General features: G+C 52.1%; 12 protein-coding genes. 5 read left to right on the top strand and 7 right to left on the bottom strand.

Translation table 11 applies throughout. The features are described from left to right. Positions 1–9 precede the first annotated feature (9 nt). The 4 genes from EIZ48_RS08850 to EIZ48_RS08835 all read right to left on the bottom strand — a co-directional run bounded on the left by EIZ48_RS08850 (position 10) and on the right by EIZ48_RS08835 (position 16,741). Positions 10–5,886, bottom strand: coding sequence for a hotdog fold thioesterase (locus tag EIZ48_RS08850; protein WP_160650214.1), 5,877 nt, complete (start codon positions 5,884–5,886; stop codon positions 10–12). Further along, complete coding sequence (locus EIZ48_RS08845; protein ID WP_160650212.1) at positions 5,883–7,973, bottom strand: PfaB family protein; 2,091 nt, start codon at positions 7,971–7,973, stop codon at positions 5,883–5,885. The genes EIZ48_RS08850 and EIZ48_RS08845 overlap by 4 nt, the downstream gene beginning before the upstream one ends. Beyond that, a complete protein-coding gene (locus EIZ48_RS08840) occupies positions 7,973–15,757 on the bottom strand; it encodes a type I polyketide synthase (protein WP_160650210.1) in 7,785 nt (2,594 codons plus the stop codon). The genes EIZ48_RS08845 and EIZ48_RS08840 overlap by 1 nt, the downstream gene beginning before the upstream one ends. A 582-nt stretch (positions 15,758–16,339) precedes the next feature. Next, positions 16,340–16,741, bottom strand: coding sequence for a thioesterase family protein (locus EIZ48_RS08835; RefSeq protein ID WP_160650208.1), 402 nt, complete (start codon positions 16,739–16,741; stop codon positions 16,340–16,342). A gap of 262 nt (positions 16,742–17,003) precedes the next feature. On the opposite strand from EIZ48_RS08835, the gene EIZ48_RS08830 reads away from it, so the two are divergent. The 4 genes from EIZ48_RS08830 to oleD are packed head-to-tail and all read left to right on the top strand — an operon-like array spanning position 17,004 to position 21,859. Beyond that, complete coding sequence (locus EIZ48_RS08830) at positions 17,004–18,053, top strand: 3-oxoacyl-ACP synthase III (protein ID WP_160650206.1); 1,050 nt, start codon at positions 17,004–17,006, stop codon at positions 18,051–18,053. A 39-nt stretch (positions 18,054–18,092) separates the two neighbouring features. Continuing rightward, a complete protein-coding gene (locus tag EIZ48_RS08825) occupies positions 18,093–18,983 on the top strand; it encodes an alpha/beta fold hydrolase (protein WP_160650204.1) in 891 nt (296 codons plus the stop codon). 5 nt (positions 18,984–18,988) lie between these two features. Further along, complete coding sequence (gene oleC, locus EIZ48_RS08820; RefSeq protein ID WP_160650202.1) at positions 18,989–20,752, top strand: olefin beta-lactone synthetase; 1,764 nt, start codon at positions 18,989–18,991, stop codon at positions 20,750–20,752. Between the two features lie 21 nt (positions 20,753–20,773). Further along, positions 20,774–21,859, top strand: a complete 1,086-nt coding sequence (gene oleD, locus EIZ48_RS08815) for a 2-alkyl-3-oxoalkanoate reductase (protein ID WP_160650200.1) — start codon at positions 20,774–20,776, stop codon at positions 21,857–21,859. Here the strand turns inward: oleD and EIZ48_RS08810 are convergent, their stop codons facing one another. The 3 genes from EIZ48_RS08810 to yccS form a co-directional block, all read right to left on the bottom strand. Further along, the gene (locus tag EIZ48_RS08810) at positions 21,860–22,000 is read right to left on the bottom strand and encodes a hypothetical protein (RefSeq protein WP_160650198.1); all 141 of its coding nucleotides are present in this window, start codon (positions 21,998–22,000) and stop codon (positions 21,860–21,862) included. It lies immediately after the preceding gene. A 59-nt stretch (positions 22,001–22,059) separates the two neighbouring features. Continuing rightward, positions 22,060–22,377, bottom strand: a complete 318-nt coding sequence (locus tag EIZ48_RS08805; protein WP_160650196.1) for an antibiotic biosynthesis monooxygenase family protein — start codon at positions 22,375–22,377, stop codon at positions 22,060–22,062. An 85-nt stretch (positions 22,378–22,462) separates the two neighbouring features. Next, a complete protein-coding gene (gene yccS, locus EIZ48_RS08800; RefSeq protein WP_160650195.1) occupies positions 22,463–24,634 on the bottom strand; it encodes a YccS family putative transporter in 2,172 nt (723 codons plus the stop codon). Positions 24,635–24,825: 191 nt separating this feature from the next. Here yccS and helD point away from each other — a divergent pair, with 191 nt between their 5' ends. After that, positions 24,826–26,916, top strand: a complete 2,091-nt coding sequence (gene helD, locus EIZ48_RS08795) for a DNA helicase IV (protein WP_160650194.1) — start codon at positions 24,826–24,828, stop codon at positions 26,914–26,916. Positions 26,917–26,954: the final 38 nt, after the last annotated feature.

Below are 26,954 nucleotides of genomic sequence, written 5' to 3'. Positions count from 1 at the left end.
GTTCCTAACTCAAGCTTCTTCAATACAGATGGCAATGTCTTTGACTTCGTAAATACGCAGGCCGTCTTTGCTCAGGTTGGCATCACCAATGATGATGCGTTTACCGTCTTCGTCTTTAATTGCAGTGATGTGGACATCCAGTGACATTTGCTTGTTCAGCGGGTTGATCTGGCCACGGTATTTCCACTTCACTTCAGATTGGATCTGGCCGAATTTCGGCGAACGGAATCCGGCACCTAAATCTTTGTTCAGGGCGTAAGTTTGCATCAGTTCGATAATTGCTTCCACACCCAGAGAGCCCGGCATGACCGGATCTTGGTGGAAATGGAACTGGAAGAACCAATCGCTTGGATCAATCGTTCGCTCTGCATACAGGTAACCTAAGCCTGATTTACCACCGTCACTGGTTATTTCAACTTTATCGATGAAATTCAGTCGTCCGCCAGCCAGCTGGTAATGTGGACGTGCTTCGCCTGTTGCTGACAGCGGGGCATTGAAGTAGCGGCTTTGCTTATCAAGCAGGTTGATAGTGACATCAGGCGTGCGACTATTTTCGATGTGCCAAGGCTGTGTCACTTTACCGTTATCCAGTCCCAGCTGATCTTTCAGTGCTTCACCTTTGAAGTAACCAAATACCGCGGTACCTTCATAGAAAGGTACGCCGTCAGTACTTAGCTCGAAGCTGAAGCTCTGCACTATGTTGGTACCCATCATAACGGTTGAAAGCAGACGGGAATCATTAACAATCGTTTTGCCGCGCAGGTCAACATTGCGCAGCATCTTGCCGCTGCCATCAAGGTTACGGAAAAACAGCTCCTGGCCAGGGAAGCCCAGGGTAGTGCCCATATAGCCTGAAATAAAGCCATTTGGCTGGAGCGAAATTTCCATCAATACCGAATAAGGCATGAGGGCGCTGTGGCTGTTTTCGTTGAAGTACCAGGCATTTTCCGGCACTTCATATTCAGCGATACATGACGACGGTGTTTTAAAATCGCCGCGGGTACCGTTAACTTCTATGACACGGGTGGTCAGCTGTAGGTCACCACACGGGGTGCGCGGTGGGATCATGCCGCGATAGATAGCGAAGTCCGGGCCGAAACATTTTTCGATATCACCGGTAGCAAACTCGAACATATGGTACGGCGTGAACGGTACCGTGTCAGGAACGCGATTTGGGTAATCCGGCGTTATTGGTGCTTCTACGTGCTGAAGCGGGATAACGCCTTTGTTCGGTGCCGTATTCAGATCGGGAACTTGCGCCATCAGAGGTGCATTGGCAGAGGCTGGCTGGTTTATTGCTTGTGCTGTAGTTTGTAATGTCGTTTGTACTGCTTTCACTTCAGCAACAACACTTTCAACAATATGATCTTCAGCAATATTATCTTCGGCAATATAGTCTGATGAACCGATGTAGCGAGTACATTCAGCTTCTTCTTTGATCATCACGCCCAAGTTCTGGAAGTCGACCACGACTTTGCCGTCAAGCAGAATATCAATGTTTGCTTTTGCATACGGGCGCGGACTCAGGCCAATTTCCGTCACCTCCATCCGGTAAGTCAGCACGGCAGATTGCGGTATAACCTGACCACGGCAGCGAACTTTTTGCGGTGCGCTTTCAAGCGGCTGGAAGCGACCACTCTGGACCTGGGTGTGCATACCCAAATACATCATAAAGAACTGCAGCAACTGACCACAGCCCTCAGCCATCAATGAGCCGGCCATCACAGAGTCATCTTTGAAGTGGCAAGGGAAATACCAGTGCTCAGGTTCAAGCTGTTTGTGGCCTTCAACCAAGCCCAGTCCCCAGGTGCCGCCATGCGGGTCAACGTGGCTGACTTGCTCAATCATCATGAATTTCTCTGAGCTGAAGCACAGCGATGGCTGGTTTCGGTCAGAGATGTGGCTGTCACCAAAGCAACCGGCAATATCGGCACTCAGCAGGTGATGCAAGGCATGATAATCGAATTGGGTCTTCTGGCAATGCAATAACGGGTTAAAGCGTTGCTTAACGGCCAGGTTACGTGCCTTCAGTTCATCTTCGGTACGGATAACCCCTTTGCCGTCCGCCAGCTCTTCATCGGTGAAGAAGCCTGCGCAGCCGTTATCCATTTTCAGGATCATCTTGTCGCCGACGAAACATTCGTAGGAGAAGAAGAACAGCAGGGTATCGCCGTTACGGGCAAAGTTGTTGATGGAGATATCGTATCGCAGGGTATCGCCACCACGCGGCAGGTCGCCGAGGAAGGTGAGGGTGCAATCAAGCAGACGATAAACCCGCTCGCCCTTGTTTTCGAAATCGATGCCGAGGTAGCTAATGAGCATTAAATCACACTGACCAGATTCGACCGCGACAGCCCAAGGGATCTGACCGTCAACCAGGTAAGGTGCATCCACTGGAATGTCGTACTCCGTGGTCATCGTACTTGGTTTGTACTCCAGCATTTGCGCATCTAGCTTAGTGACTCGCGATACCAGCAGGTAATCGGTAGTTGGCAGCCTTACCCGGCGCGAGTAACTGTCGATAATCGCGTAGTCAGGGCCAAAGACATTGGCGATGTCACCTTCGGCATACTCGACCAAGTCTTCATAGTCCCAAATGCAGGGCTTACGGATTGGTTTTGCGATAACCGTTTCTGCTGGTGTAGCCACTACGTTTTGTGTTGGTGAGATCGGCTCTGAAACTGTGTCAGGCTGATAGTTACCTACCTGACTATTGCCCGCATTCATTTGCGCGGTGACTTCGTTAAGCTGTGCCTTCAATAGGGCATCGGCCATCTTCAACCCCTGTTCGCGGTTTTGCAGGAAGGCCTGATGGACCTGCTGTGCCAACAGTTGATTTTCGACAAATGAAGCGTGCTGCGTTGAAACTGAGTCATTGTGATCGTTAGCGGATAGGACGTTGGTCATATTGCTTTGAATACCTGTGCTCGGACTCTGGTCAGGTGTTGCCAGAGTCGGGGATACGGATGGCGTTGGTGCCTCGGGCCTGGTTAGAGGCTGGGCCACGGGCTTAGTTATGGACATAGCCTTAGCCATTGTCTTCACCGGGGACTGTATACGCGGTCTTGAGTTCGCAGCTTTCTGCTGGATCTGCTGAAGTTCAGGAAGATCCGCTGTCACGATATGCTGGTAGATATCACGCCCGCCCAGGGTAACCTGTTTGATTAGCTGTCGTGTTGAGTCAACGGCGAGCTCGCTTGCAAGCCTTGCCGTCAGGGAGTGTGTTTCTGTGTCTGTCTGGGTGACAACAAGCTGTGAACATTGACCTTCACTGATACTCGCGACGATGGCTGCTTTTGCCTTGGCGGGGAAAGCCGTTTGGTTCAGGCTCAATAGCCCGTGGAGGATACTCGCCATACCTGATGCTGCATAACAGTGACCCATGCGACGGCTGGCCTGTGTTTGTGCTGCTCGAGACAGAGGGTAAGCCGTAATATCAGTGCTTTCTGGCGCTTGGTTAAGCTCCAGCAAGCTAATATTGTCCGCAGCAATACCGGTTTCAGTCAGAAGACGATCGGTAATCGACTGGCTCTGGCTGACTGAACCAAACCCGAGGGCATCGATTGAGCCGTAGCTATGGCTAGCGGCCGCTTCTTGTTCATCAACGAGAACTATTGCACCGGCACCTTCGCCGACATGCCAGCCACTGTCTTGTGCCGTCGAGGCGACGGGAGTAATGCTGTTTTTGAGGATCACCTGCTCGGCACTGCCGCTGAGATCGACGGCGGCGATGACGACAGCGTCTAAAGATTCTTGTGACATCAGGTTCTGCGCGACATCAATACAGCGGGCAACAGACTGCTCTGCCGCAGAAATGGTAAATGCCGGGCCGTTGAAATCCCACAGCGAGGCAATACGCGACGCCATGATGTTACCGATAAAGCTGGTGTACTGGTTGAGCTTGGCGGCATCCAGCACACTGTCCATGGCAATGGCTTCAAGCGACTGGTATTCGCTGTCAGTCAGGGTGATCCCCATGTTGTCCAGGCTATCGGCAAGTTGTGTGTGCAGGTTAACGCGACCGCGGAACTGGTGCATTTCCAGCTCGGTTTCCATTGCGACCAGTACGGCAACTTTTTGTCCGGCTTCAAGCTTGGCATCCCGAATCGCTTCGTCTGCAACTTTCATGAGCAGCAACTGCTGGGAGATCAGACGGTCATCCTCATTGGGCGGGACTTTGAAACGCAAGAAATCCAGCTCGAACTGATCAATATAGGCACCGTGGGGCACGGTATGCAAGCCGAACTGGTTCAATAGCTCAGGGTGCTGATCCAGCCCTTTCCAGCGTTTCTTCGGCAGAGCAACAAAGGCATCTGCGCCGGTTTCGATGGCATGGTTCAGTGCATTAATGGTTTTCAATGAACCGAAGTGCGAGGCCAGGCCGGTGATCTTCAACGGGGCTGATACCGGCGACTTTTTATTCTGTACTTGATTCTGTACCTGTGCGCCAGCCGTAATTCCGGGTTGCTCCGAGTGAGAAGAATAGGCTTCCAACAACAGGTGTGCGTTACAGCCGCCAAAGCCAAACACCGAAACACCGGCACGTCGTGCAGGGTTCCCGGCTTTATCTGGCCATGGTTGAACCTGGGTCGGCAGTGTATGCGATCCAAATAAGCCATCAGGAGAAGAAAGCGGAGTCGATAGATTAATGCTCGGTGGCAGAGTACCGTCACGCATTGCGAAGATCATTTTCATGATCCCTGGCATACCTGCCGCCGTGAGCAAGTGACCAAGGTTGGATTTTGCCGAGCCAATCAAGGGAGCCTGAGTCCCGTTTAGCTTGTCGGCAAAGAAACGCTCCATGGAGGTCAGCTCGACTTTGTCACCCAGAGGAGTACCAGTGGCGTGACATTCAATTACCTCGATGCTCTCAGGGGACAAATCGCTAGCCTCATAGGCGCGCTCAAATGCCTGAACCTGTCCTTTGCTGTTTGGGCTAAGGACAAACTGGCCACGTCCGTCATTGGACAGGCCGATCCCGCTGACGACTGCATAGATATGATCGCCGTCGCGCTCTGCATCTTCGAGCCGCTTCAGTACCAGTACGCCAGCCCCTTCGCCGGCAAACAGGCCTTTGCTGTTGCTATCGAACGGTACTGAGACGCCGTGATCCGGATAGGCATGGAAGATCGAGAAGCCCATGTTGATGAAGAACGGATCGGCACCGGAAACGGCACCTGCCAGCATCATATCGGCCTTGCCGGTATTGAGGTAGTCACAGGCCAGTTTTAGTGAGTAGACTGAACTGGCACAGGCTGCATCGAGGCTGAGCTGGGCACTGCCCAGGCCGAGTGCGTCTGCAACTAGCTTGGAAGCATTATGTGCTGCGGCACCGTTGGCCGAATTGCTGTCTCGTGCCACTGCATTCGAAGGGCTGAGTGAAAAGTGCTCATTCCCCAGTTTTGCTTTCAGTGCTTTCTCTACCGCAGAGTGATAGAGCGGCAGGAATAAATCATTGGAGCGCGTCGTCGGGAATGACAATGCGCCCATGATCACGCCTGTCCGATCTAGTACCGTGGCATTTAACGGGATCCCGGCATCTGCCAGCGCTTTGCGGCTGGTATCCAGTGCCCAGAGAAAACTGTCGTCAAGGTTTTCGAACTTCTCGGCGGGCAAGCGGTATCCGCTCGGGTCGAAACTGAAGTTCTGGATGTAACCGCCCTTATCACAGTAAAAACGGTCGGACTCTCCTTGTTGGCCCTGATAACTGTCGGGATTGGCGCCGAGTTTTTCAGCGCTCAATGTGCTGCGAGAGTCTCTCTTGTCCAGCAGGTTTTGCCAAAATGTTTTTGGCGTATCTGCGTCTGGATACTGGTTAGCTAAACCAACAATGGCAATTTTCTTGCTGGTGCTGTGCGCGTCGGTTGTTTTGTGTTGAGAACTCAAACTGGCTCTCCTTGTATTTTGTGCGCCGACAAAGACATATTATCTGCCGACGAGGCATTCAATTGCTGCTGTTCAAGCCCTTGCAACAAAGGCTCCAGCGACAGTGGGATTTGGTGTGTGATGAGCTGACCCAGACACTTGAGCAGGGTGAGAATATCTTCTCCGCCTTTGGCATTAGCTGCGATGGTGCAACTTTCGGTTGTCACTTCATCGGCACGGTTGATCTTGTCGATGAGCGTGCAGGTCTGTCTGTCTGCGCCTACTTCGATAAATAGCCGGGCTCCCTGCTCACGAGCGCTGCGGATCAGCGCCGTAAAATCCAAGGTTGAGCAGAAGGTATCAGCGATGGAATCGGCGATACTCTGGCTATCAATCTGAACCGGCTTATTTAGGGGGCCTGTCTTACTTTGATTCTTAGGCAAGAGGCCAGCCGCACTGATAAAGCGAATATGCTCTGGCAGCTGCTCACAAAGTGGCTGACAGTAAAACTCCGTGACCTGCTGGTGCTGGCTCATTGCAGGTGGTGTGTGCATTGCGGTAACCCGGTTCGCTGCAATTCCGCGCTTGCCTAGCTTTTTGAGCAGGGCACGGCAATCATTCTCACAGCCGGCCAATACACAAGTATCACCTTGAATAATGGCCAGGTAAGCATGCGGGAATTCAGGTAGCAGAGCTTGAATGGCTTCCGGCTCACTACGGACGACAAAGCTATTCCATGTGATCGAATCGTTGTCACCTAACTGCCACGCTTCACGAACGGCGGTGAGTTTACCGGAGATCGCCGTGGTGAAGATCGGGCTGGTCTGGGTCATCTCGATCAGGGCATGCGGTTTTTTCCATACGCCCAAGCTGGCCCACATTGAGGCTTCCCCCTTGGAGTAGCCGAGGGCAAAATCAGGCTTCACCGCAAACTCTTCACATAACAGCTGGGTTAGCAGGTAGCTGCTACCGACACCGGCAATGGCAAGTTCGCCCAACGTCATGTCAGCAGGGTCTGCGCCGTATGTTTTCTCGGCCTGTAGCATTTCTTTGAGATTGCCTTCACGTTCAAGACGAGCATAAAGTGCCGGGAAATAGCGATGTAATTCGCGGAACATGCCCGGATATACCGTTCCGACACCGGGGTAAACAAATGCGACACCGCTACGGCTGTTTGGTGATGGTGAGAAACAGCTGCCCGCCGGTGTCTTGTAGTGGCTGTGCTCGGCCATCACCTTGGGAAGGGCACTGCGGAGGGCAGAGATTTCCTGCTGCACGGCAGCCGCGGAAGCCCCCTGAAGCACAATGACCTGTTGTGATTGTGGATTCGTTGAATCAGGCTTACTGGCTGTCTCGGCCAGGTAGTGTCTGATGTTTTCGCTCATCAGACGGAGCAGGGCATCTGGTTCACAGTCACTTTCAGTCAGACGGTTCAAACTCTGGCTGAGCTGCTCCAGCTTTGCCTGTAGCTCGGCTTCATTCAGCCCGGAGACGATAAACAGCAGTCGAGCAGAGTTTAACAGTGAGTGAGGCGCTTGCAGGCCTGTCGCCTGAGTCAATACGACACTGCTTTGTTGACTGAACGTAAGGCTGGCGACTCGTGCTTTGTGCGGTTCGGTAAACCAATACTGCTCTGACAGCGTACGCCCGGCAATATCTTCAATCAACTGGTAGAACGCCGCGAACTTCTGAGTGGCTGTCAGCGTGTCAAAATCTTGCTGGTGAGTGATATCACCGGCTGGACGGCGCGACTGGGCAATAGCTTGCTCGAGAGTATCAGCGAAACCTGAAAGATAAGCATGAGGGTGAATTTTGTTCTGGGCTGCAGTTAATCCCGCCAGCATCAAGACGTCTGACTGCGAGTTACCCTTTTTGGCATCTGCGATGAGTCGAACGGGCTTACCCTGATTGACGGCCTCAACGGCTGCCTGAAGCGCTTGTTCAAAAGCACTTTTTTCTACAATCGCGGTTTCCGAAAAATCAGAAATTGAGATTGTCTCAGCGGCTGTGAGCGAAGGAAAACAATCGGCAGAAAGCCCAGCAGCATATGCTGGCCGGGCTAAAAGAGCGATGCGCAACGGCATCGCTTTATTAGAAGAGTCAGTCACTATGACAGAAGCTCCTTTTCTGGCTCGGACTTCACCAAGAATGCCTCGTTGAGGCTCTTGCTGATCGTCACTTTGGCACCTTTCATGACGGCACTCAGACGACCATCCTGATGGTAGAGCGTGATGTTGGCTTGCAGAGAGCGGGAGGTGGTTTTAATGACCTCTAGTTCCAGCCAGCCTTTATCACCTGCTCGCATCGGTCGGTAAGAAACAAACTCACCGATCGCAGAAGGCAGGCTCGCTGCGCCGTATTTCAACCTTGCCCAAACCAGCATCGCCTGAAGCAGATAGTCTTCCGCGAACGGCTGGCATCCACCGGTATGCAGGGTGGCGACAAACGCTCCGCAGTCGGTATCGTCAACCGTCGGTAGCTGACATGTTGCCAGCAAACCTGATTCATCGAATCGCTCGATAGCCTGAATACCTTGCAGTCTCGGGCCATGGAACAGGGTGCCGTTGCTGTACAGGGTTTCCGCTGTTGTCACCGGCTCGCTTGTATTCGCCGCGAAGGTTGTTTCTTGCGACAGCGCTTCCGGGCCAGTGACTGTTTCTGTAACCAGCATCGCCTGATATTGAGGTCGGCCCTGGCAACTGATCAAGGCTTTGATTTGACCATCTGCCTTAGTACCCGGCTTTGTTTCCGGGGTCAGGGTCAATGTCAGGGTCTGCACATCGTCCGTTTCAAATATCACGCCTTTAAGCAGTTTGTAGTTGCGAACAGTGACGTTCGCACCTAACAGTTTTTCTGCTGTTTCGCGCATCCACTGGATAGCACACACTGTCGGTAACACTGGGTTACCGGCAATGCAGTGATCCTTGATGAAAGGCATTGCTTTCGGATCAAGGTCGCGAGTTACAGTGATGCTTGTTGTCAGCGGACTCTTTGCTACCAGCACAGACTCCGCATCAGGCTTTTTTACAATGTCTTCCTTGCTCTCAGCGCCTTGCATGCTTGAACCGATCAGTAGCTGAATACCTGTTTCGCTCAGAAGCTGAGTGCTGAATAATTCGGCGCCAGCTTGCAGAGGGATCACGTATACCCCGCGGTCGGTGAACATTTTCTTCAGCGCAGGATTGACCATACCGCCATCCCAAGGCCCCCAGTTGAAGCTCATGACTTTCGTTTCCGGGTGACGTGCTGAGAATTGCAGTGCGGCCTTGTTCAGGATTTCGTTGGACATCGCGTAATCGCTCTGACCCGTGTTGCCGTAGAAGCCTGCTGCAGACGAGAACATCGCAACCAGTTTTAACTTGCTGCAGTCTAGCGCGCTTAATACCGCGCCCAGACCACCGACTTTGGTGCCATAAACAAGGTTTAGCTCATCCAGGGTTTTGTCCTGAATATGTCTGTCCGCCAGTACACCTGCTCCATGGATCAGACCGGTGATGTCACCGCCCTGAGACAGAGCTGTTAGTGTTTTGGCGACTGATTCACTGTTTGATACATCAAGACTAAGGTATTCGGCACTTGCCCCTACGTTGGTAAACGCGGCCAGTGCAGCATTGATCTCAAGGCTGCTTAATACCGGTTTTAATAGCGCATCGACTTTCTTTGGTGTCGGTTTGTCACCAGAAGCCTGAAGATGGGCAATTGCCGCAGGTTTTAGCTCATTTTCTTGTTTGCCCTGAGCCCATGCTGGCAACTCGCTGGCCGAAACATGCTTACTGCGCCCGGCTAGGATGAAGTGTGACTTGCATTGTTTTGCCAGTGTTAGTGCACACTCGAAAGTGACACCTTTAGCACCGCCGGTGACCAGTACCTTATCTGTGCTGGATAGCTTCGCTGCGGCGTTTTTCGTTTGTGCAGCCCCGGCCTCTACAGCCGTTAAGGTTGCTCGACCTGATTCACCGTTATTGGGTTCATAAAAGCCGACTTCGACTGCTTGAGTATCAATATCAAAAAGTTCAGCAGTGATGGCTTCAGCAAGGTGACGCGCATCAACAGCAGGAGCAATATCTAAAGCTCGACAGAACACGTTCGGCCACTCGTGGCTTAATGTTTTCGTCAGGCCAGACAATGCTGCCTGGTTCAGTTCTGCCTTGGCTAGCTGCTCAGCATCGCGGTAGCCAAAACCACCATCGATGCGGCTGACAGTAAAGAAGCAGTGACGGCCTGATGTCGACGAACTGTTCAGCTGAGTATGAAGCAATTTGGCAAACAAGAACGCGACTGAAATGCTTTGTTTCGCATCGCCGTTCAATGCTATTTCTGCGCTGTCTGCTTGAGCATCTGCCGTAACCGGCTGGAGGTGAATGAATCCACCAATTGCTTTGTGCTTGTTTTCAATTTCTGCGATGACGGCTTTTACGCCGGCTTCATCGATACTGGCTAACGGGTAGCTGGCAATTTCGCTGTTCAGTGGTGAAGCGGCAGATAGAGGACTGCGTACTACGGCAACGTCAAGGCCATGAGCACTGAGCTTTTCTGCCAGAACGCCGGCATTGTGACCGTCATCGGTGATCACGATACATGCGTCTTCGGAAAAACAGTCTGTTAGTTTATCTACCGCTGGTAACTTTTTTAGCGCCACCTCATTGTGAGGAGGAAGCTCTACGTTTGCTACTTCAGTTACTGTTTTAACAATGGCTTCAACCACCGGGGCTGCAGCTGCGGAACCTGATAGCTTGCTTTGCATATAGGTAACGATCTCGCCCAGTGTCCGGCACTCTGCCAAATCTTCAGGATTAAGCTCCGGCAGTGTCGGTAGCTGGTCTTGAACCGTGCCCAAGATTTCTACACGTTTGATGGAATCGATGCCCAGGTCAGCTTCCATATCCATCGCCAGGTCGAGCATTTCTGCCGGGTAGCCGGTTTTGTCTGCAACAACATCCAGCATGGTGCTTTGCACATGTGCCGCATCTAGGCCGTTTGATGCAACTGGAGTTGCTACTGGTGCTGGCGTTTCTACCGTTGCTGTTGTCGATACAGGCGCTGCAGGCAGTTTGCTGTTCATGTAGTCAACGATTTCGCCCAGTGTGCGACACTCGGCCAGATCTTCAGGGTTCAGTTCCGGAAGAGTCGGTAGCTGGTCTTGAACGGTACCTAGGATCTCAACTCGCTTGATAGAGTCGATGCCAAGATCGGCTTCCATATCCATCGCCAAGTCGAGCATCTCTGACGGGTAGCCAGTTTTGTCTGCAACAACGTCTAGCATGGTGCTCTGTACTCGGGCCGCATCCAGACCGCTTGCTGCAGGTGCTGATACCGGTGCGGTTGCTGTAGCCGAGGTTGTTGAGGCAGGCGCTGCAGATATTGCCACTGCAGGTAGCTTGCTGTTCATGTAGTCAACGATTTCGCCAAGCGTACGACACTCAGCCAGATCTTCAGGGTTTAGCTCAGGCAGCGTTGGCAGTTGATCCTGTACGGTACCTAAGATCTCAACGCGCTTGATGGAATCGATGCCGAGATCGGCTTCCATATCCATCGCCAGGTCAAGCATCTCGGTTGGGTAGCCAGTCTTGTCTGCGACAACGTCTAGCATGGTGCTCTGAACTTGAGCCGCATCCAGGCCACTCGGTGCAGCTGCTGTTACTGGTGTTGTTACAGGAGCAATGGCAGTTGCTGGTACAGAAGCCGGTAGCTTGCTGTTCATGTAGGTGACGATTTCACCTAGGGTACGGCACTCAGCCAGATCTTCCGGGTTTAATTCTGGCAGAGTAGGTAGCTGATCTTGAACTGTCCCCAGGATCTCAACGCGCTTAATGGAATCGATGCCCAGGTCGGCTTCCATATCCATCTCTAGATCCAGCATTTCGGTCGGGTAACCTGTCTTGTCTGCGACAACCTCCAGCATGGTGGTTTGAACTTGCGTTGCATCAAGGCCATTTGATGCTGGCGCGGCTGCTGGTTCTAGTGCTGGTGCTGATACAGCGCCAGCCGGAAACTTGCTGTTCATGTAGGTGACAATTTCGCGCAGTGTCCGGCACTCAGCCAAATCTTCAGGGTTCAGTTCCGGCAGGCTAGGAAGCTGCTCTTGCACCGTGCCCAGGATCTCAACACGCTTGATGGAGTCGATGCCCAGATCGGCTTCCATATCCATATCAAGATCGAGCATTTCTGTCGGATAACCGGTCTTCTCTGCCACGACGTCCAGCATAACGTTTTCAGCATTGTCGGTTTGTCCAGTGGCTTGAACTGGCGCAGGCGCTACCGGTTGTGATGTTGTTGTTATTGATGGTGTCGCTGATTGCACAGGTTGTTGAACAGGTGCGATGGCCTGTACTGGCTCTGGTGCTGTTACCGGAGCTGGAGTCGCTGCGACAGTTTGTGGTGCCTGAGCAACAGGGGCTGCTGGAGCGTGCTGTACCGGTGCTGAAACAGGTCGTGAAACAGGAGCTACTGCTGTTGGCGCAGAAGCTGGCTGTGACACAGGTTGTGAAGATAGCAACCCTAGCGCAGAGCTATTGCTCTTTGCCTGAAGTTCAAGGTAATGCGCATGGGCTTTCAGTGTTTCTGCCTGATGCTGGTGGAACATTTCCATTGAGCGCTGCAGACTCTCTGGGATAGCCACACCAGAAGCAGCCATCTTCGCCTGCTCTGTCATCAAGGTTGTGAAAGTATCACCATATTGCTGCGGAATCGCCAAAAATTGCTGGTGAAGTTCAGCGGCCTGCTGTTGGGCTGCAAAGAATGCATGCAATGATGCATCGCCAGTGGCAAGCGGTGATGTTGTCTGGTTGACTGGCTGTGCAGGTGCAGGTGCAGGTGCAGGTGCTGTTGCAGGAGCTTCAGCGGGTTGCACTGCGGCAACCGGTACTTCGCGGATTTCGGTTTTAATCACTTCTTTTTCCACAATTTTCTCAACGACTTTTTCGACAATTTCAGTTTCAGGACTTACCGTTCCTGTAGCCAATGACTTGGCCATTTTGGTTCGGGTTGTATCACTGATGTAATTGGTCGCATTGAGTTTGATATTCATTGGTGATGTTGCGCTTGGCTGGGCGATGTCGGCCTGATACGGGTCGATATTGTCTAGCGTAATACCCGCAACAGCGAGCTGAACGGCGGCTAGGCGGAGTTGCTGATCACTATCACCTTTCGGGTTCGGGTTGATGCTAATCGTACAAAGCTCTGTTGCCTGCTCGCCCGAGATTTTCTCAGCTAGGGTTTTCTCAACCAGCTTCTGCAAAATATTCTTCGGGCCAAACTCGATAAAGACCCGGGCACCGGCATCGTACATCGCCTCAACCTGAGCGCTGAAACGCACAGACTGCAGCATGTGCTGCTTGAATGCCTTCTTGATAGCTTTGCCGTCACTCTTATACAGCTCGCCGGTTGCATTGGAATAAAGCGGCAGAGCCGGGGCACTGAATGTCGCTTTATCAATGGCGGCAGCAAATGGTTTTTGTGCGTGGGCAACCAATGGGGTGTGGAAGGCACCGGACACCGGTAGAGGGATGGCCTTGAAGCCTTGCTCTGTCAGCGCTTTTGCGGCCAGTTGAGCTTTGTCTGTCGGACCTGCAATGACCAGCTGTGTCGGTGCATTGTAGTTGGCGATGCTTACACCATCGAACTCGCCGATGCAGGTGTCGACGGCGGCTAGCTGATCTGCCTCGAGAATCACGGCATACATGGTACCGCTATCCCCTTCGGCAGGTTTGGCAGCCATGGCATTGCCACGCTGGAACGCTAGCTGGTAGTAATCTTCCTGGGAAATAACACCTGATGCGCATAGTGCGCTGAGCTCACCAAAGCTGTGGCCTGCGACCATGTCGGCTTTGAAACCAGCCTGGGCCATCAATTGATACTGACCCATAGAAACCACACCAATTGCACTTTGCGCATTGGCGGTATTGGTTAACAGGGCTTCCTGAGCAGCCGTGTCTTGCTTGTTGAAAGCCGGGATAGGGAAAAGCACCTGTGATAACGGTGTTTTTTTATTCTGGCCGAATACCTGATCGGCGCTTGCGAGTTGCTGTCGCATTTCTGGGTAATGACAAGCCAGCTCACGCCCCATATTGAGGTATTGTGAGCCCTGGCCGGCAAAGAGCGCAGCGACTTTCGCCGAACCTTGCTCAGAGACAAGCGCTGATTCACGGTAGCTGATCCCGTTTGGTAGCTGCCAGTGTGCTTTCGTCTGCTTCTCAAGCGTTGAAATAGCCTGACCTAGCTGAGCCTGGAGGTCTTGATCGGATTTAGCGACAAAGCCTAAACGTGAATGGGTGGTATCAATGCCGCGCAAGCCCTGAGTCTTCGCCAGTGCTGCTAGATCAGTTTTACTGCTTGCGATGTTTGCTGCCGTTTCTTTCAGGCTCGCAAGCAATGCCTCACGAGATGTTGCGCTGAACAGCAATGTTTGCGCAACTTCACGTTGGCGGTACTTGTCACCCCGGGCATGTTCCTGGGTGTACTCTTCCAATACGACATGGAAGTTGGTACCGCCAAAACCAAATGAGCTGATACCCGCACGACGCGGAGTACCATCAACACGCTGCATCCATGGACGCGTCTGGGTGTTGAGGTAGAAAGGCGAATCTTCAATTTCTAGTTTCGGATTCGGGCTGGTGACATTGATTGTCGGCGGCAGCACCTTGTGGTGCAGTGCCAGTGCAGCCTTGATCAGGCCCGCTGTTCCCGCTGTCGATTTGGTATGGCCAATCTGCGATTTTACCGAGCCCAGTGCAATGTGCTGCTTCTCGTCATTATCTTCGCTGAATACCGAGCTCAGGCCCTTGAACTCTGCAACGTCACCTGCAGCGGTTCCAGTACCGTGGGCCTCTAGCAGGCCAAGGGTATGAGGGGCGAACCCAGCATCATCATAGGCTCGCTTGAGGGCTTTGGCCTGACCTTCAGGGCGTGGAGCGTAGATACTCTTGAACTTACCGTCCGAAGAGGCGCCGACACCTTTGATAACCGAGTAGATACGGTCGCCATCGCGTTCAGCATCTTCCAGGCGCTTCAGGGCGATCATACCGATGCCTTCACCAATCATCATCCCCTTTGAATCTATATCAAACGGCTGAATGGTTTCGTTGGTGGTGAATGCCGGTGTTTTGGAGAAGCTCATGTACATGGTCGGTGAGTTGTCGGTACAGACGCCACCGGTGATCATCATCTCGCTGCGGCCGTCGACTAATTCGCCAAGGGCCATGCGAAGCGCAGCTAGGGAGCCGGCACAGGCAGCGTCGACGACGCAGTTGATACCGCCAAGATCAAAGCGGTTTGCGATACGGCCCGCGATGACATTGCCCAGCGAGCCCGGGAATGAGTTTTCTTCCCAGTGAATGTACTGATCTTGGAACTTTTTGATCAGCATCTCGCTGTCTTCGTCACTGATCCCGCTATTTTTGAATACTTTCTTTAGAACAGGGTACTGAAGGCGGGCATTCAGGCTCTGGCTGATCTTCTGGCCGCCACCAACACCGAGTGTAATACCTATCTTATCGCGGTCGTAATCTGCCGGCAGTTTGGCATCGGCCAAGACTTCTTTGGCCACGATTAGCGAAAGAAGCTGAGAGGTATCTGTTAATTCAAGAATATTTGGCGGTAGGCCAAACTCCATTGGGTTGAAGTCTACTTCCGGCATGAAGCCGCCACGTTTGCAGTAAGATTTATCCGGGGTGCTCTTATCCGCATCGTAGTAGTCTGCAGGACGCCAGTGTGTTTCAGGCACTTCGGTGATCGCGTCAATCTTTTCGCTGATCAGATCCCAGAATTTGTTCAGGTAGCGTGAGTTCGCAAAGATACTTGCCATACCAACAATAGCGATTGGCATGTCTTTCAAACGCTTGTTGAGTCGCTTGTCTTCTTGCGATTCAGGCGTGTTGTTTGGGGTTTGGCTCATTATGAGTCTCCACTGAACACCCGAAAATCGGGTGCAAAATATTCGGTGCGGATGTTGCTCGTAGGCAACGGGTTCGAAGCAAGTCGGTAGAAGTGTAATAAATATGGTAATAACCGGTGTGGAAAGGCACCAGTTAGGAAGTGATTGGCGGTAGCAATGCGCTGGAATTTGCTAGAAATGGATAAGTGCATATTAGCAGTAGCATATTCCTGACATTCTACGATTTGCGGTAGTGCTTTCATCCATATAAGTCGTATCCATCATAATTCTGCTGCGATTATCAGAAAAGGAGGTACTTACCATCCAGTATGAAAGCCAGCTACGTCCGTTGATGGCTCAGCAGCCTACCCGAGGTCGCTTTTCGTTACAATCGCCTGAATGGGGAGGTAGGATCTCTTCAGACCAGTTATAAAATCGGAAATCCGTTTTATTGTATTATCAATATTTATAACCAGTTGAATTTAATGGGTTAACTTAGCTGTTTTAGTGCAAATACTCAGATTTTCACCAAAACTTGACCTATACCTCATTTTTGCAAATAAGCATGATTGAAAGGCTACTGGAATGGCGTAATAGCGTGGATCATTCATCCATCATAGAGCGCAGGATTTCTTCGGGAACAGGCTGCAAACGCTTTTCTTTATCCAGGCAGACCATTTCGATATCGCCGATAACGGCAGCCCGGGTGGCTCCAGGACGCCAGACTTCCTGACGCCACAGGGTCTTATACTTTCCGTCCAGGGTAAATGTGGTGCGAATATCGCAAATCTCTGCAAACTCAACACCATCCTGGAAGGTCATATTGGCCTTATAGACCGCAAACCCGAGCCCATGCTCGTTCCATAGCCGCGCCAACTTGTCACTATCAATAACATGTTCACGGGCGCGTTCGAAATATTTGAGAAAGTTAGGGTGGTATACCACGCCTGAGTGGTCAGTATCTTCGTAATAAATTTGTACCGGGTGGTGATATACCTTGCTCATTTTGGTTTCGGTCTCTCAAATCAATAAGGTGTTCTATACTTTTCTGCCTAGGCAAGAATAAGTATCACGAGTGGCACTCTACATGAGGTTTGCCTTTGACATAATATCTTTTGTACTGGTCATATGAGCCAGCCTACATCTCGTTATCTGGCAGTTTTTATTGAATCCTCGTTCTTTTCTTGCTCCAATGACGCGCAAGTAAGCATAAATAATGATGATCGGTGCCGTATGGACCGAGATAGTGAGCCGTTACAGTAGTTGAATGAAATATTCCCGCGTTTTTATCAATAGTCTGGCTTACGAGCTAGCACCACAAGTGGTCACAAGCTCTGAGCTTGAATCCCGTTTAGCGCCTTTGTATCAGAAATTCCGAATCCCGATGGGGCAGCTTGCCGCGTTAACCGGGATCGAAGAGCGCCGCTGGTGGCCGAAGGGGCATGTATTGTCTGATGGCGCACTGGCCGCAGCCCGTAAATCGATCGATGAAACGGGCGTCAGAGTCGAGGATCTGGGTGCCGTTATATATACCGGCGTATGCCGCGATCAGCACGAACCGGCTACCGCCTGTCGAATTGCCTCTGAGCTGGGTGTGTCGAACAATACTGCCATTTACGATATCAGCAACGCCTGTCTGGGTGTGCTTTCCGGCATCCTGGATATCGCCAACCGTATCGAGTTGGGACAGATTAAAGCTGGCTTAGTGGTTTCTTGTGAATCAGCCCGTCATATTGTCGATATCACCATTGATCATATGCTGGCCGAACCGACCATGCAGAACTTTGCCCAGTCGCTGGCAACGCTGACCGGTGGCTCGGGGGCTGTTGCTGTGTTGCTGACTGATGGTAGCCTGCCGCTTAAAAATACACGTCAGCACCAATTGTTGGGTGCGAGTCATTTGTCGGCACCGGAACACCACGATCTTTGCCAGTGGGGCCTGCAGGAAGTTGGGCCGCAGTTGTTCCGTGAGTATATGCGTACCGACGGTGTGAGCCTGCTTAAGGAAGGGGTTCAGCTGGCGCGAGATACCTGGCAGCATTTTCTTGAGCAGCGTAACTGGGTTGTCGATCAGGTCGACAAGGTTATTTGCCACCAAGTCGGGGCATCTAACCGGAAACAGGTGCTAAATGCATTGAATATTCCTGTTGGTAAAGAATTCCCAACCTATCGCCTGATGGGAAATATGGGCAGTGTTTCTTTGCCTGTTACCGCCGCGATGGCGCATGATCACGGCTTTTTGAAACCGGGCAACAATGTAAGCTTCCTGGGTATAGGGAGCGGGCTAAACTGCATGATGTTGGGCCTTAAGTGGTAGCAGTCGTTAACTACCAAACAGTACATAATAAGGATGGTCATGTTAGACACATTGTTTCCCTTTAAGCGCAACTTTCTTGATCGCAATGGTCATAAGCTCCACTACCTCAATGAGGGGCAGGGCGAGCCTGTTGTGATGGTTCATGGTAATCCCAGCTGGTCGTTCTATTACCGTAATCTGGTAACAGCATTAAGCGATAACCATCAGTGTATCGTGCCGGATCATATTGGCTGCGGTTTGTCCGATAAGCCGGATGATGATGGATATGATTATACTCTGAGCAACCGTATCGACGATCTTGAGGCGTTGCTGGAACACTTGGATGTACGGGAAAACATCACTCTGGTGGTTCATGACTGGGGCGGAATGATCGGCATGGGGTATGCTGCTCGCTACCCTGATCGGATCAAGCGTCTGGTGGTCTTGAACACAGGCGCATTTCACCTGCCCGAATCAAAGCCTTTCCCGTGGGCACTGTGGATTTGCCGCAATACGTTATTAGGTACTGGGCTGGTGCGTGGCTTCAATGCCTTTTCGTCAATTGCATCCTATGTGGGTGTAAAACGTAAACCAATGAGCCCGGAAGTGCGTAAAGCTTATGTAGCGCCGTTTGATTCATGGGCAAACCGGATCTCTACCTTGCGTTTTGTTCAGGATATTCCGCTGCGCGAAGGTGACAGAAACTATCAGCTCGTCTCTGATATTGCCGCAAGCCTACCGAGTTTCTCACAGGTGCCGACATTAATCTGCTGGGGGTTGAAAGACTTTGTCTTTGACAAGCATTTCTTGGCAGAGTGGCGTGAGAGAATGCCGCATGCCACGGTGCATGAGTTTGCCGATTGCGGCCACTATATTCTTGAAGATGCGAGTGACGAAGTCGTCCCGCTGATCACCGATTTTCTTAACGATACGCCGCAAAGCGAGGTATAGCCCACATGGCTGATGAGCATCAGGCCAATATCTGTCGCCACCTGAAGCGAGCTGCGGAAGAAACGCCAGATGCACTTGCCGTCGCGGTGCAAAAGCGGTTGCTGACCGGCAGGTTTCGCTATCAGGAACTGAACTTTGCAGCGCTTGATGCCGAGAGTGATCGCATTGCCCGGGTACTCGCTGAGTATGGTATTACCCGCGGCATGAAAGCGGTGCTGATGGTAACACCCAGCCTCGATTTCTTTGCCCTGACGTTTGCCCTGTTCAAAGCCGGAGTGATCCCGATCCTTGTCGATCCGGGCATGGGGATAAAGAATCTCAGGCAGTGTTTCGCCGAGGCCGAGCCCGATGCGTTTATCGGGATCCCGAAAGCTCATATTGCGCGCTGTTTATTTGGCTGGGGCAAGTCGAGTGTCCGCCGTTTGTTGACTGTCGGCGGCAGTGAGCTATTTGCCAAAGTCTTTGGCGGTACTAGCCTGAAAGCATTGTTGAAGGCCGATGCTAACTATCAGGCTTCGTCAGCGAATAACAAGACGCCAATAACCCACAATATGGCATTGCTCGGTGATGATGAAATGGCTGCCATTTTGTTTACCAGCGGCAGTACCGGAACACCCAAAGGAGTGGTGTATACCCACGCCATGTTTGAGGCACAAATCAATGTGCTGAAAAACGATTACGGTATTGTTCCCGGTGAGCGCGATCTTGCCACTTTCCCGTTGTTCTCTCTGTTCGGGCCAGCACTCGGGATGGCATCGATTGTCCCTGATATGGATGCCAGCAAACCGATCACCGCCAACCCTGACAACCTCTTTGCCGCAATCGAACAATATCAGTGCAGTAATATGTTTGTGAATCCGGCCCTTATCGAGCGGCTGGGCCAAGCGGGCACAGCTAGCACAAAAGCTAAAGCGCATACCTTGCCTCGTATTCGACGAGTGATTTCTGCCGGCGCACCGGCGACAATTTCATCGATTGCCCGTTTTAGCAAGATGCTGAAAGGCGGTGTCGAGGTACTAAATTCCTATGGTGCGACAGAGTCCTTGCCGCTGACGATGATCGGGAGTGAGAAGCTCCTTAATACAACCGATATTACTGATAGCGGTGGAGGCATATGCGTCGGGAAGCCAGTTGGCGGGGTTGATGTAGCGATCATTGCGATCACAGACGATCCAATTACCAAATGGGACGAGGCACTGCGGCTACCCGTAGATACCATTGGTGAAATTGTCGTGAAAGGACCGATGGTCAGCCACTCTTATTACCGTCGTGCCAGTGCGACGGAACAAGCCAAGATCATAGACATTGCCGATGGCCCGGCTGAGCACAGTATTCGCCACCGTATGGGAGATTTAGGCTATCTCGACCAGCATGGCCAGTTATGGATGTGTGGTCGTAAAGCCCACCGGGTCGAGGCCAATCGTGCAGGTTCGACGTTCGATGGCGAGCCCTACTTTTCGATCCCGTGTGAGCGTATCTTCAATACTCACCCAAAAGTCAGACGTACCGCACTAGTCGGTGTAGAAATCAGGGGCGAGACTGCGCCATTGTTGTGTGTAGAGCTTGAAAATGGGGGTGAGTTAGAAAAGTCAGAGTCAGCGGTAGAGCATTTTTATGACGAGCTCAGAGCTATAGGTGAGAAACATCGCCAGACCGCAGGCATTGTTGACTTTCTGATCCACCCTGACTTCCCTGTCGATATTCGCCACAATGCGAAAATCTTCCGTGAGAAACTTGCGGTCTGGGCGCAAGACAGCATTTCAAAATAACGAGCACACATAAGGCACTCGATGGTAAGCGATCTAAATATCTCCGCTAGCACGGTTAATCACGAACTCCGGCCTGAAGAATCAAAGGCACTGCAGGCGCTGGCGCTGAAGGTTAGCCATGCGTTCGTAACAGGAGCAGGAGGCTTTCTGGGTAAGGCCATTTGTCGCTACCTGCGGGCAGCGGGGATTGATGTGACGGGCTTTGCTCGGGGGAGCTATCCGGATCTTGAGTTGATGGGCGTCAGGATGGTCAAGGGTGACATTTGTGACAAACCAGCAATACTAGCCGCCATGCAAGGCTGTGATGTGGTCTTCCATGTTGCCTCGAAAGCGGGTGTCTGGGGAGACAGGGATGCTTATTTCCGCCCGAACGTGGAGGGCGCTCGCAATATCATTGAGGCGTGTCAGGCGCTCGATATTGATAAGCTGGTGTACACCAGCACACCGAGTGTGACGTTTGCAGGAAGGGATGAAGCGGGAATAGATGAGTCTGCTCCTTATGCCGGTAGCTATCTTAACTACTATGCCGAGTCGAAAGCCATTGCCGAGCAGCTTGTGCTCAAGGCTAACCAAAGTAGTTTGAATACGGTTGCTCTGCGTCCCCATCTCATCTGGGGCCCGGGTGATCCTCATCTCGTTCCACGGGTGATTGAGCGTGCCCGGGCGGGGCGCTTAAAGCTCGTCGGCAGGGAAGATAAGCTGGTTGATACGATTTACGTCGATAATGCCGCCTATGCCCATGTTTTGGCCGCTGTTAGCCTGTCCGGGGACGAAAAAGCGTGTGCCGGCAAGGCGTACTTTCTCAGCAATGATGAACCCATTACGATGGCGGCGATGCTGAACAAGATACTGGCGAGCGCCGACTTACCCGAAGTTAACAAGCGAGTGCCTGCCGGTTTGGCCTATTGTGTCGGCTCGCTTTTGGAGTGGGTATACGGAACGTTGGGCAAAAAAGAAGAGCCAGTGATGACTCGCTTTGTGGCAAGGCAGCTGTCGACGAGCCATTATTTTGATATCACCGCCGCCAAACGCGACCTGGGATATACGCCGTTGGTTAGCATTGATGGCGGTATGGAGAAACTGAAAGCGTCGCTTTCGGACGTTTAGTTATAATTCCATGGCATAAAGTCCGAGAGTCGGTGCGGCTTCGGGCTCTTCGATATTTCCTACAAACTGTAATCCCAGTTTGTCCAGTAGTCTGATACAGCGTTGGTTGTCAGCTGTGGTAATGGCGACGAGTTTCTTCATATTGAGTGCCTGTCGACATCTTCCAGGGACTCACGCTTGATCAACCCACAAATACCGTGCTAGAGACCATAGTCTCGTTCGACTTTGGATATCCTGACCTTGAACGTTGAATACCATTCTTTGCGGCCTTTTTTCTGTGCTATTTGGTGCTCTGCATTTGCCTTCCAGGCTTTGATGGCTGCTAAGTCGCGCCAGTAGGAAACGGTAATACCGACGCCCTCTCTTGCAGATTCGATACCCAGAAAGCCGGGCTGTATACTGGCAAGTTCGACCATTTTATCTGCCATGATCCCATAGCCGTTGTCACCTTCGGTGCGTTCGGAGGTAAAGATAACGGCGTAATAAGGTGGTTCAGGTGTATTGGCAATTTCGGACATACTGATTCCTTTCAGTGTGGTGCTCAATTTGCAGTGACTTGAAGCGGCAGGTTATCACAGTCCGGCTTCAAGTCACTTTTTTGCGCTAGGCCGTTTGTTTGCTGGTTCTGGCTGCAAGCTTGTTGGCCAGCGAGTGTAGCTCTGGCAGCATTCGCTGGATTAGGTGAAGCTGCTGCAACACCATACGGACGGACTTACAGTCTTCGTCCCGCCACTGGGCAAGTTGTTGCTCTAGATCGGTATCCGAACTTGGTGCCTGACTGCATTGGTTGCCGTCGAGTTGCTCTGCCAGGCAATCAAGGTGCGCGTGGATCTGGCGGTGTGCCTTGGCGACCAGGTGATGGGTTTGCTCATCATCAAGCTGGGTCCTGTGGGCACCCAAGGCAGAGATATAGCTCAGCATCGCATGATTGAGCGTCAGAAAACGAAAGCTCTCGTCGGTTGCCATTCGGTAGCGGCCGGGCTCGGCCAGCATATTACTGATGGCAGTACTCAACTGGGCGTCGGTATTGTGGGCATCGCGACGGGCAATGCGGTAGTTCAGGCTGTCTTTTTTGCCGATTCGGTACTGGCCGATGATTTGACCGAGGTAGTCACGGTTAGTGGTAATGGCCGAGGCCATGACCTTGTGCAGTCGGTTTGCCTGCCAGTCAGGCAAAATAAAGCTCACAGCCAGCACGGCGAGCAAGCAGCCAAGCAAGGTGTCGCCCAGACGCGGCAGGATCACGGCGTACCCTTCGCCAAGCTGATTGAAGCAGAATAGCACTAGCAAGGTAATGAACGCGGTTGCCAGCCCATAGCGCACGGTGCGGAACGCAAAGAACAAGACTCCGGCCAGTACCATGAGTACCAGCTGGCCTTCTTGGCCCGGAAATAAATACAGCAATGGGATCCCGGCCAGCAGGCCGCCAAGCGTACCGAGTACTCGCTGCACCAGTTTCTGTCGGGTGGCGCTGTAGTTAGGCTGGCACACAAACAGGGTGGTAAGCAGGATCCAGTAGCCTCGTTCCAGCTCCAGAGCCTGAATGACACCGTAACCGACGGTCAGTGCGATAGCCATCCGCAAGGCGTGGCGAAATAGCATAGAGTCCGGTGTGAACTGGCTGGTAATACGTTGCCAGCGTGCTTTCATATTGCGTGCTTCGTTGTCGGCCAGCTCTATATCATTGCCGGTCTGTGCGACATCGGGGTTGCTCACATTTGAAAGCTGGCGTTCTACAGTCGCAAGGTTGTTGAACAGGTACTCGAGCTGGATCAGATAGGTTCGCCATTTCGGGTTGTGCTGGTTTTTCAGATACAGTAGCGATTCCTGAAGCTCGTCGAGTGCTCTGACACTGTCTGCACCGTGCCGGTAGGGTTTGCCCATTGCCAGCGCATGCGAAACTTCGCGACAGGCCTTGGCCTGACTGGTCAGTAATCGCTGAAAACGAAACAGAACATCGCTGCGCTGAAATGCGGCTGCCAGGTCTTGGTAGCGGTAGTGCGAAGAGCTTGCCCGTTCATGAATATCCTGAGCCAGGAAGTAGATCTTGAGGAATTTGTCGCCGGTATCGTTCGGTCGGCCACGACGGGCGCGGTTGAGCAAAGTGGCCTTGGCACCGTTAAGGGCTGCGACGACCCGGGCGTTCTGTCCGGCAGCCTCTAGCCTAAGGGGTTGCGGTACCATGTTGTTAACAGGCTCGAAAAGCTTGCTTTTGCTGTCGAGGTAGTGGGCAAATTCGGTAAAAACGGCAGCCAGGCTTTGCTGAACCGGTTGGTTGGGCCACAGGACCTGCCATGTCAGAGAGAGCAGGCCATACCAAGATGCACCGGCCAGCAGTAACATCGGCTGATACCAGAGATTCACGCTATGATCGGCACCGAGCATGGTATAGACCGCCAGCAACAACGATGCAAAAGCGATGCTGGCATAACGCGCTCCCATTGCGCCCAGCATGATAAAGCCGAAGGTCGAGCTAAACAGACCGACTGCAAACAGAATAGGGTAATCAAACAGAATTTCGATCGAAAAGGCCGCAATAAGAAAACAGGCCAGGGTCATCACCAGGGCTTTGATCCGCCCGGTCAAGTTATCGTCGGTTTCGGCAAGAGCGGCGGCAATAATCCCCAATACCAGCGGTGTGACTTCGGTCGTGGCGTCCAGATACCAGCAGGGGAATGCGATCCCGACCAGCGCAATAAGAACTCGAATACTGTAGTTAATTCTGTCGTTCGCCCAGTAGCGGCGAAAAGCAAGTTTTAAGCGGCTGGTTTGCATGTTGGCTCAGTTAGTTAGGTGAAGCGGTAAAGATACCAAAGTTCATATCTCAAAGGGTATATACCCCTTGTAAAAATAGTGGCTAATGCATTTATTAGCAGAAATTTTACTCAAATGGCTGTTCAGGTGCTATGGCCTAACCGGAGTTCTTGCTACTCTTTACCTGTTTTTGGAAAGCTTTGGGTGACAGCATGCGTTTAACAGCCAGTTGGCTAGCACAGTGGTTGGTTCAGGGAGACTATTGCAGCATTGAATTGGCTGAGAATAGCCTGATCCTGGATAGTCAGACCGAGTCGGAGGAAATCCCTTTTGATGACTGGGATGGTGCGATTGCTGTGCATCGTGGTGTGATTTGGGGATCAATGGAAATCACCTCGGCCGATCAGGAGTACTGCTGGACGGTACACGGGCTACCCTGGAGCCAGTGCAAACAGTTTGCCGAAATATTGCTCGAAGCCTATCGAAGCTGGGCGCAGGGGCGGGTTGAGAAACTCGATAGCGTGCTGCCTGACATGCTAAGCCGGATAGATGCCTTTGCCGGTCAGACAAGCTATTTGCGCCAGTCTGAACATCAGTGCCTTAACCAATTTCTGCAACAATCGCTGGCAATGACGGGGCTGTCCCATGAACTGGCCACGTCGTTTCGCCCTATGGCGTTTGAGAGAGTCACGCCCTGGCTGGAAGATAATGCCCCATGGGTGGAAGAAACCAATAAGCAATGGCTGCGACAAGAAGCTGAAAAGTGGTCATCCTGGTTTGATAAATTTGAGTCCTCGCCCCTGAATGAATCGCAGCGTGAAGCAGTGCTTATCAACCAAGATCATAACCTGGTATTGGCGGGAGCCGGTACCGGTAAAACCAGTGTGCTGGTTGCGCGTGCAGGTTATCTGATTGCCAATCAGGTTGCGCAGCCAGAAGAGATCCTGATGCTGGCATTTGGCCGTAAGGCTGCCGAGGAAATGGGCGAGCGTCTTGGTCAGAAAGTAAATAACAACATCAAAGTTGCTACTTTCCACAGTCTGGGTACCCAGATCATCAAATCTGTTGAAGGCGAGCAGCCGAATGTTTCTCCCTTGGCATTGGATGAAAAAGCCCGCGCCAGCTGGATTGCCGGGATGCTGACCGAGCAATGGCAGACAGCGGCGTCCGCCAAGCGTTGGCAGAAACACCTGACCCAGTGGCGGATCCCCGGGTTCAAGGCAGATAACTCGATGGAGAAGCAGGCAAAAAGCGAGCAGCTGGCCGCCTGGATCTGGCGCCATATCGAGCTTATCGGTCAGCGAGGAGCAAATAAATCAGAGTTGAGCCAGAGTATCGAGACCAGTGAAGGCAATGCCTCGCATGCGCGGATGAAGAGTGAGCTGGCCTTGTTGTGGCCATGTTTCCGCGCTTATCAGCAATACCTGAAGGCCAATAAGCAAATTGATTTTAACACCATGATCCAAAAAGCGACGGAGTATGTCGTTGAAGGAAAGTATGTGCCGGAATGGCGCTTTATCATGGTGGATGAGTATCAGGATATCTCGCCACACCGTTTGGCGCTGATTGAGGCAATTTGTAAGTCGTCACAGGAAGGAAAGACCCACCCGACGTTGTTTGCCGTTGGTGATGACTGGCAGGCGATTTACCGTTTTGCCGGTGCCGATGTTAACCTGACGACCGGTTTTGAAGAACGCTTTGGCTCGAGCCATATTACCGAGCTAGGTACTACCTATCGATTTAACAGCATGATCGGCGAAGTTGCCAACGTGTTTATTCAGCAAAACCCTCAGCAGCTGAAAAAGAACCTGACCAGTTTCAAGAAGCAAAAACGCAAGGCGGTGACGCTTCTTTGTCAGGATTTGCTGGAGCAGGAGTTGGTACAGCTGGCTTCGCAAAATAGCAAACCAGCCTCGGTGTTGCTACTCGGGCGTAATAACAATCAGCGCCCTGAAAAGCTGAAAGAGTGGCAGAGTCAGTGGCCGCAGCTGTCCCTGGACTTCATGACCTGCCATGCAAGTAAAGGGCGGGAAGCGGATTACGTATTCATTCTGGATGTGAACAAAGGGACCTTCCCGGCGCCTGATCGTGAAACTGGGCTGGCTGGTTGTCTGCAAGCCCGAAATGAAGCCTTCAGCGATGCCGAAGAGCGTCGCTTGTTTTATGTCTCGCTGACGCGGGCGAAAAAACATGTTTGGGTGTGCGCAGATCCAGAAAAAACGTCGCCGTTTATCAATGAGCTGATTGATGAAAAATACCCGGTGATGAACAAAATCAAACGGATGAAAGCTGCCAGAAGCTAGTGACGACGGGCAACGGGCAATTGGCAGCTATGATGACA

This window comes from Photobacterium alginatilyticum (genome assembly GCF_009910675.1).
Lineage (GTDB): Bacteria > Pseudomonadota > Gammaproteobacteria > Enterobacterales > Vibrionaceae > Photobacterium > Photobacterium alginatilyticum.
The sequence above is the reverse complement of the archived record's forward strand: the minus strand, read 5'-3'. Positions and strand labels throughout refer to the sequence as shown.

Excerpts from the sequence above, each read along its gene's own strand:
- EIZ48_RS08840 (WP_160650210.1), bottom strand. The coding sequence starts at position 15,757 with ATGAGCCAAACCCCAAACAACACGCCTGAATCGCAAGAAGACAAGCGA.
- oleC (WP_160650202.1), top strand. The coding sequence starts at position 18,989 with ATGGCTGATGAGCATCAGGCCAATATCTGTCGCCACCTGAAGCGAGCT.
- EIZ48_RS08830 (WP_160650206.1), top strand. The coding sequence starts at position 17,004 with ATGAAATATTCCCGCGTTTTTATCAATAGTCTGGCTTACGAGCTAGCA.
- EIZ48_RS08805 (WP_160650196.1), bottom strand. The coding sequence starts at position 22,377 with ATGTCCGAAATTGCCAATACACCTGAACCACCTTATTACGCCGTTATC.
- EIZ48_RS08825 (WP_160650204.1), top strand. The coding sequence starts at position 18,093 with ATGTTAGACACATTGTTTCCCTTTAAGCGCAACTTTCTTGATCGCAAT.
- EIZ48_RS08810 (WP_160650198.1), bottom strand. The coding sequence starts at position 22,000 with ATGAAGAAACTCGTCGCCATTACCACAGCTGACAACCAACGCTGTATC.
- yccS (WP_160650195.1), bottom strand. The coding sequence starts at position 24,634 with ATGCAAACCAGCCGCTTAAAACTTGCTTTTCGCCGCTACTGGGCGAAC.
- helD (WP_160650194.1), top strand. The coding sequence starts at position 24,826 with ATGCGTTTAACAGCCAGTTGGCTAGCACAGTGGTTGGTTCAGGGAGAC.
- EIZ48_RS08835 (WP_160650208.1), bottom strand. The coding sequence starts at position 16,741 with ATGAGCAAGGTATATCACCACCCGGTACAAATTTATTACGAAGATACT.
- oleD (WP_160650200.1), top strand. The coding sequence starts at position 20,774 with ATGGTAAGCGATCTAAATATCTCCGCTAGCACGGTTAATCACGAACTC.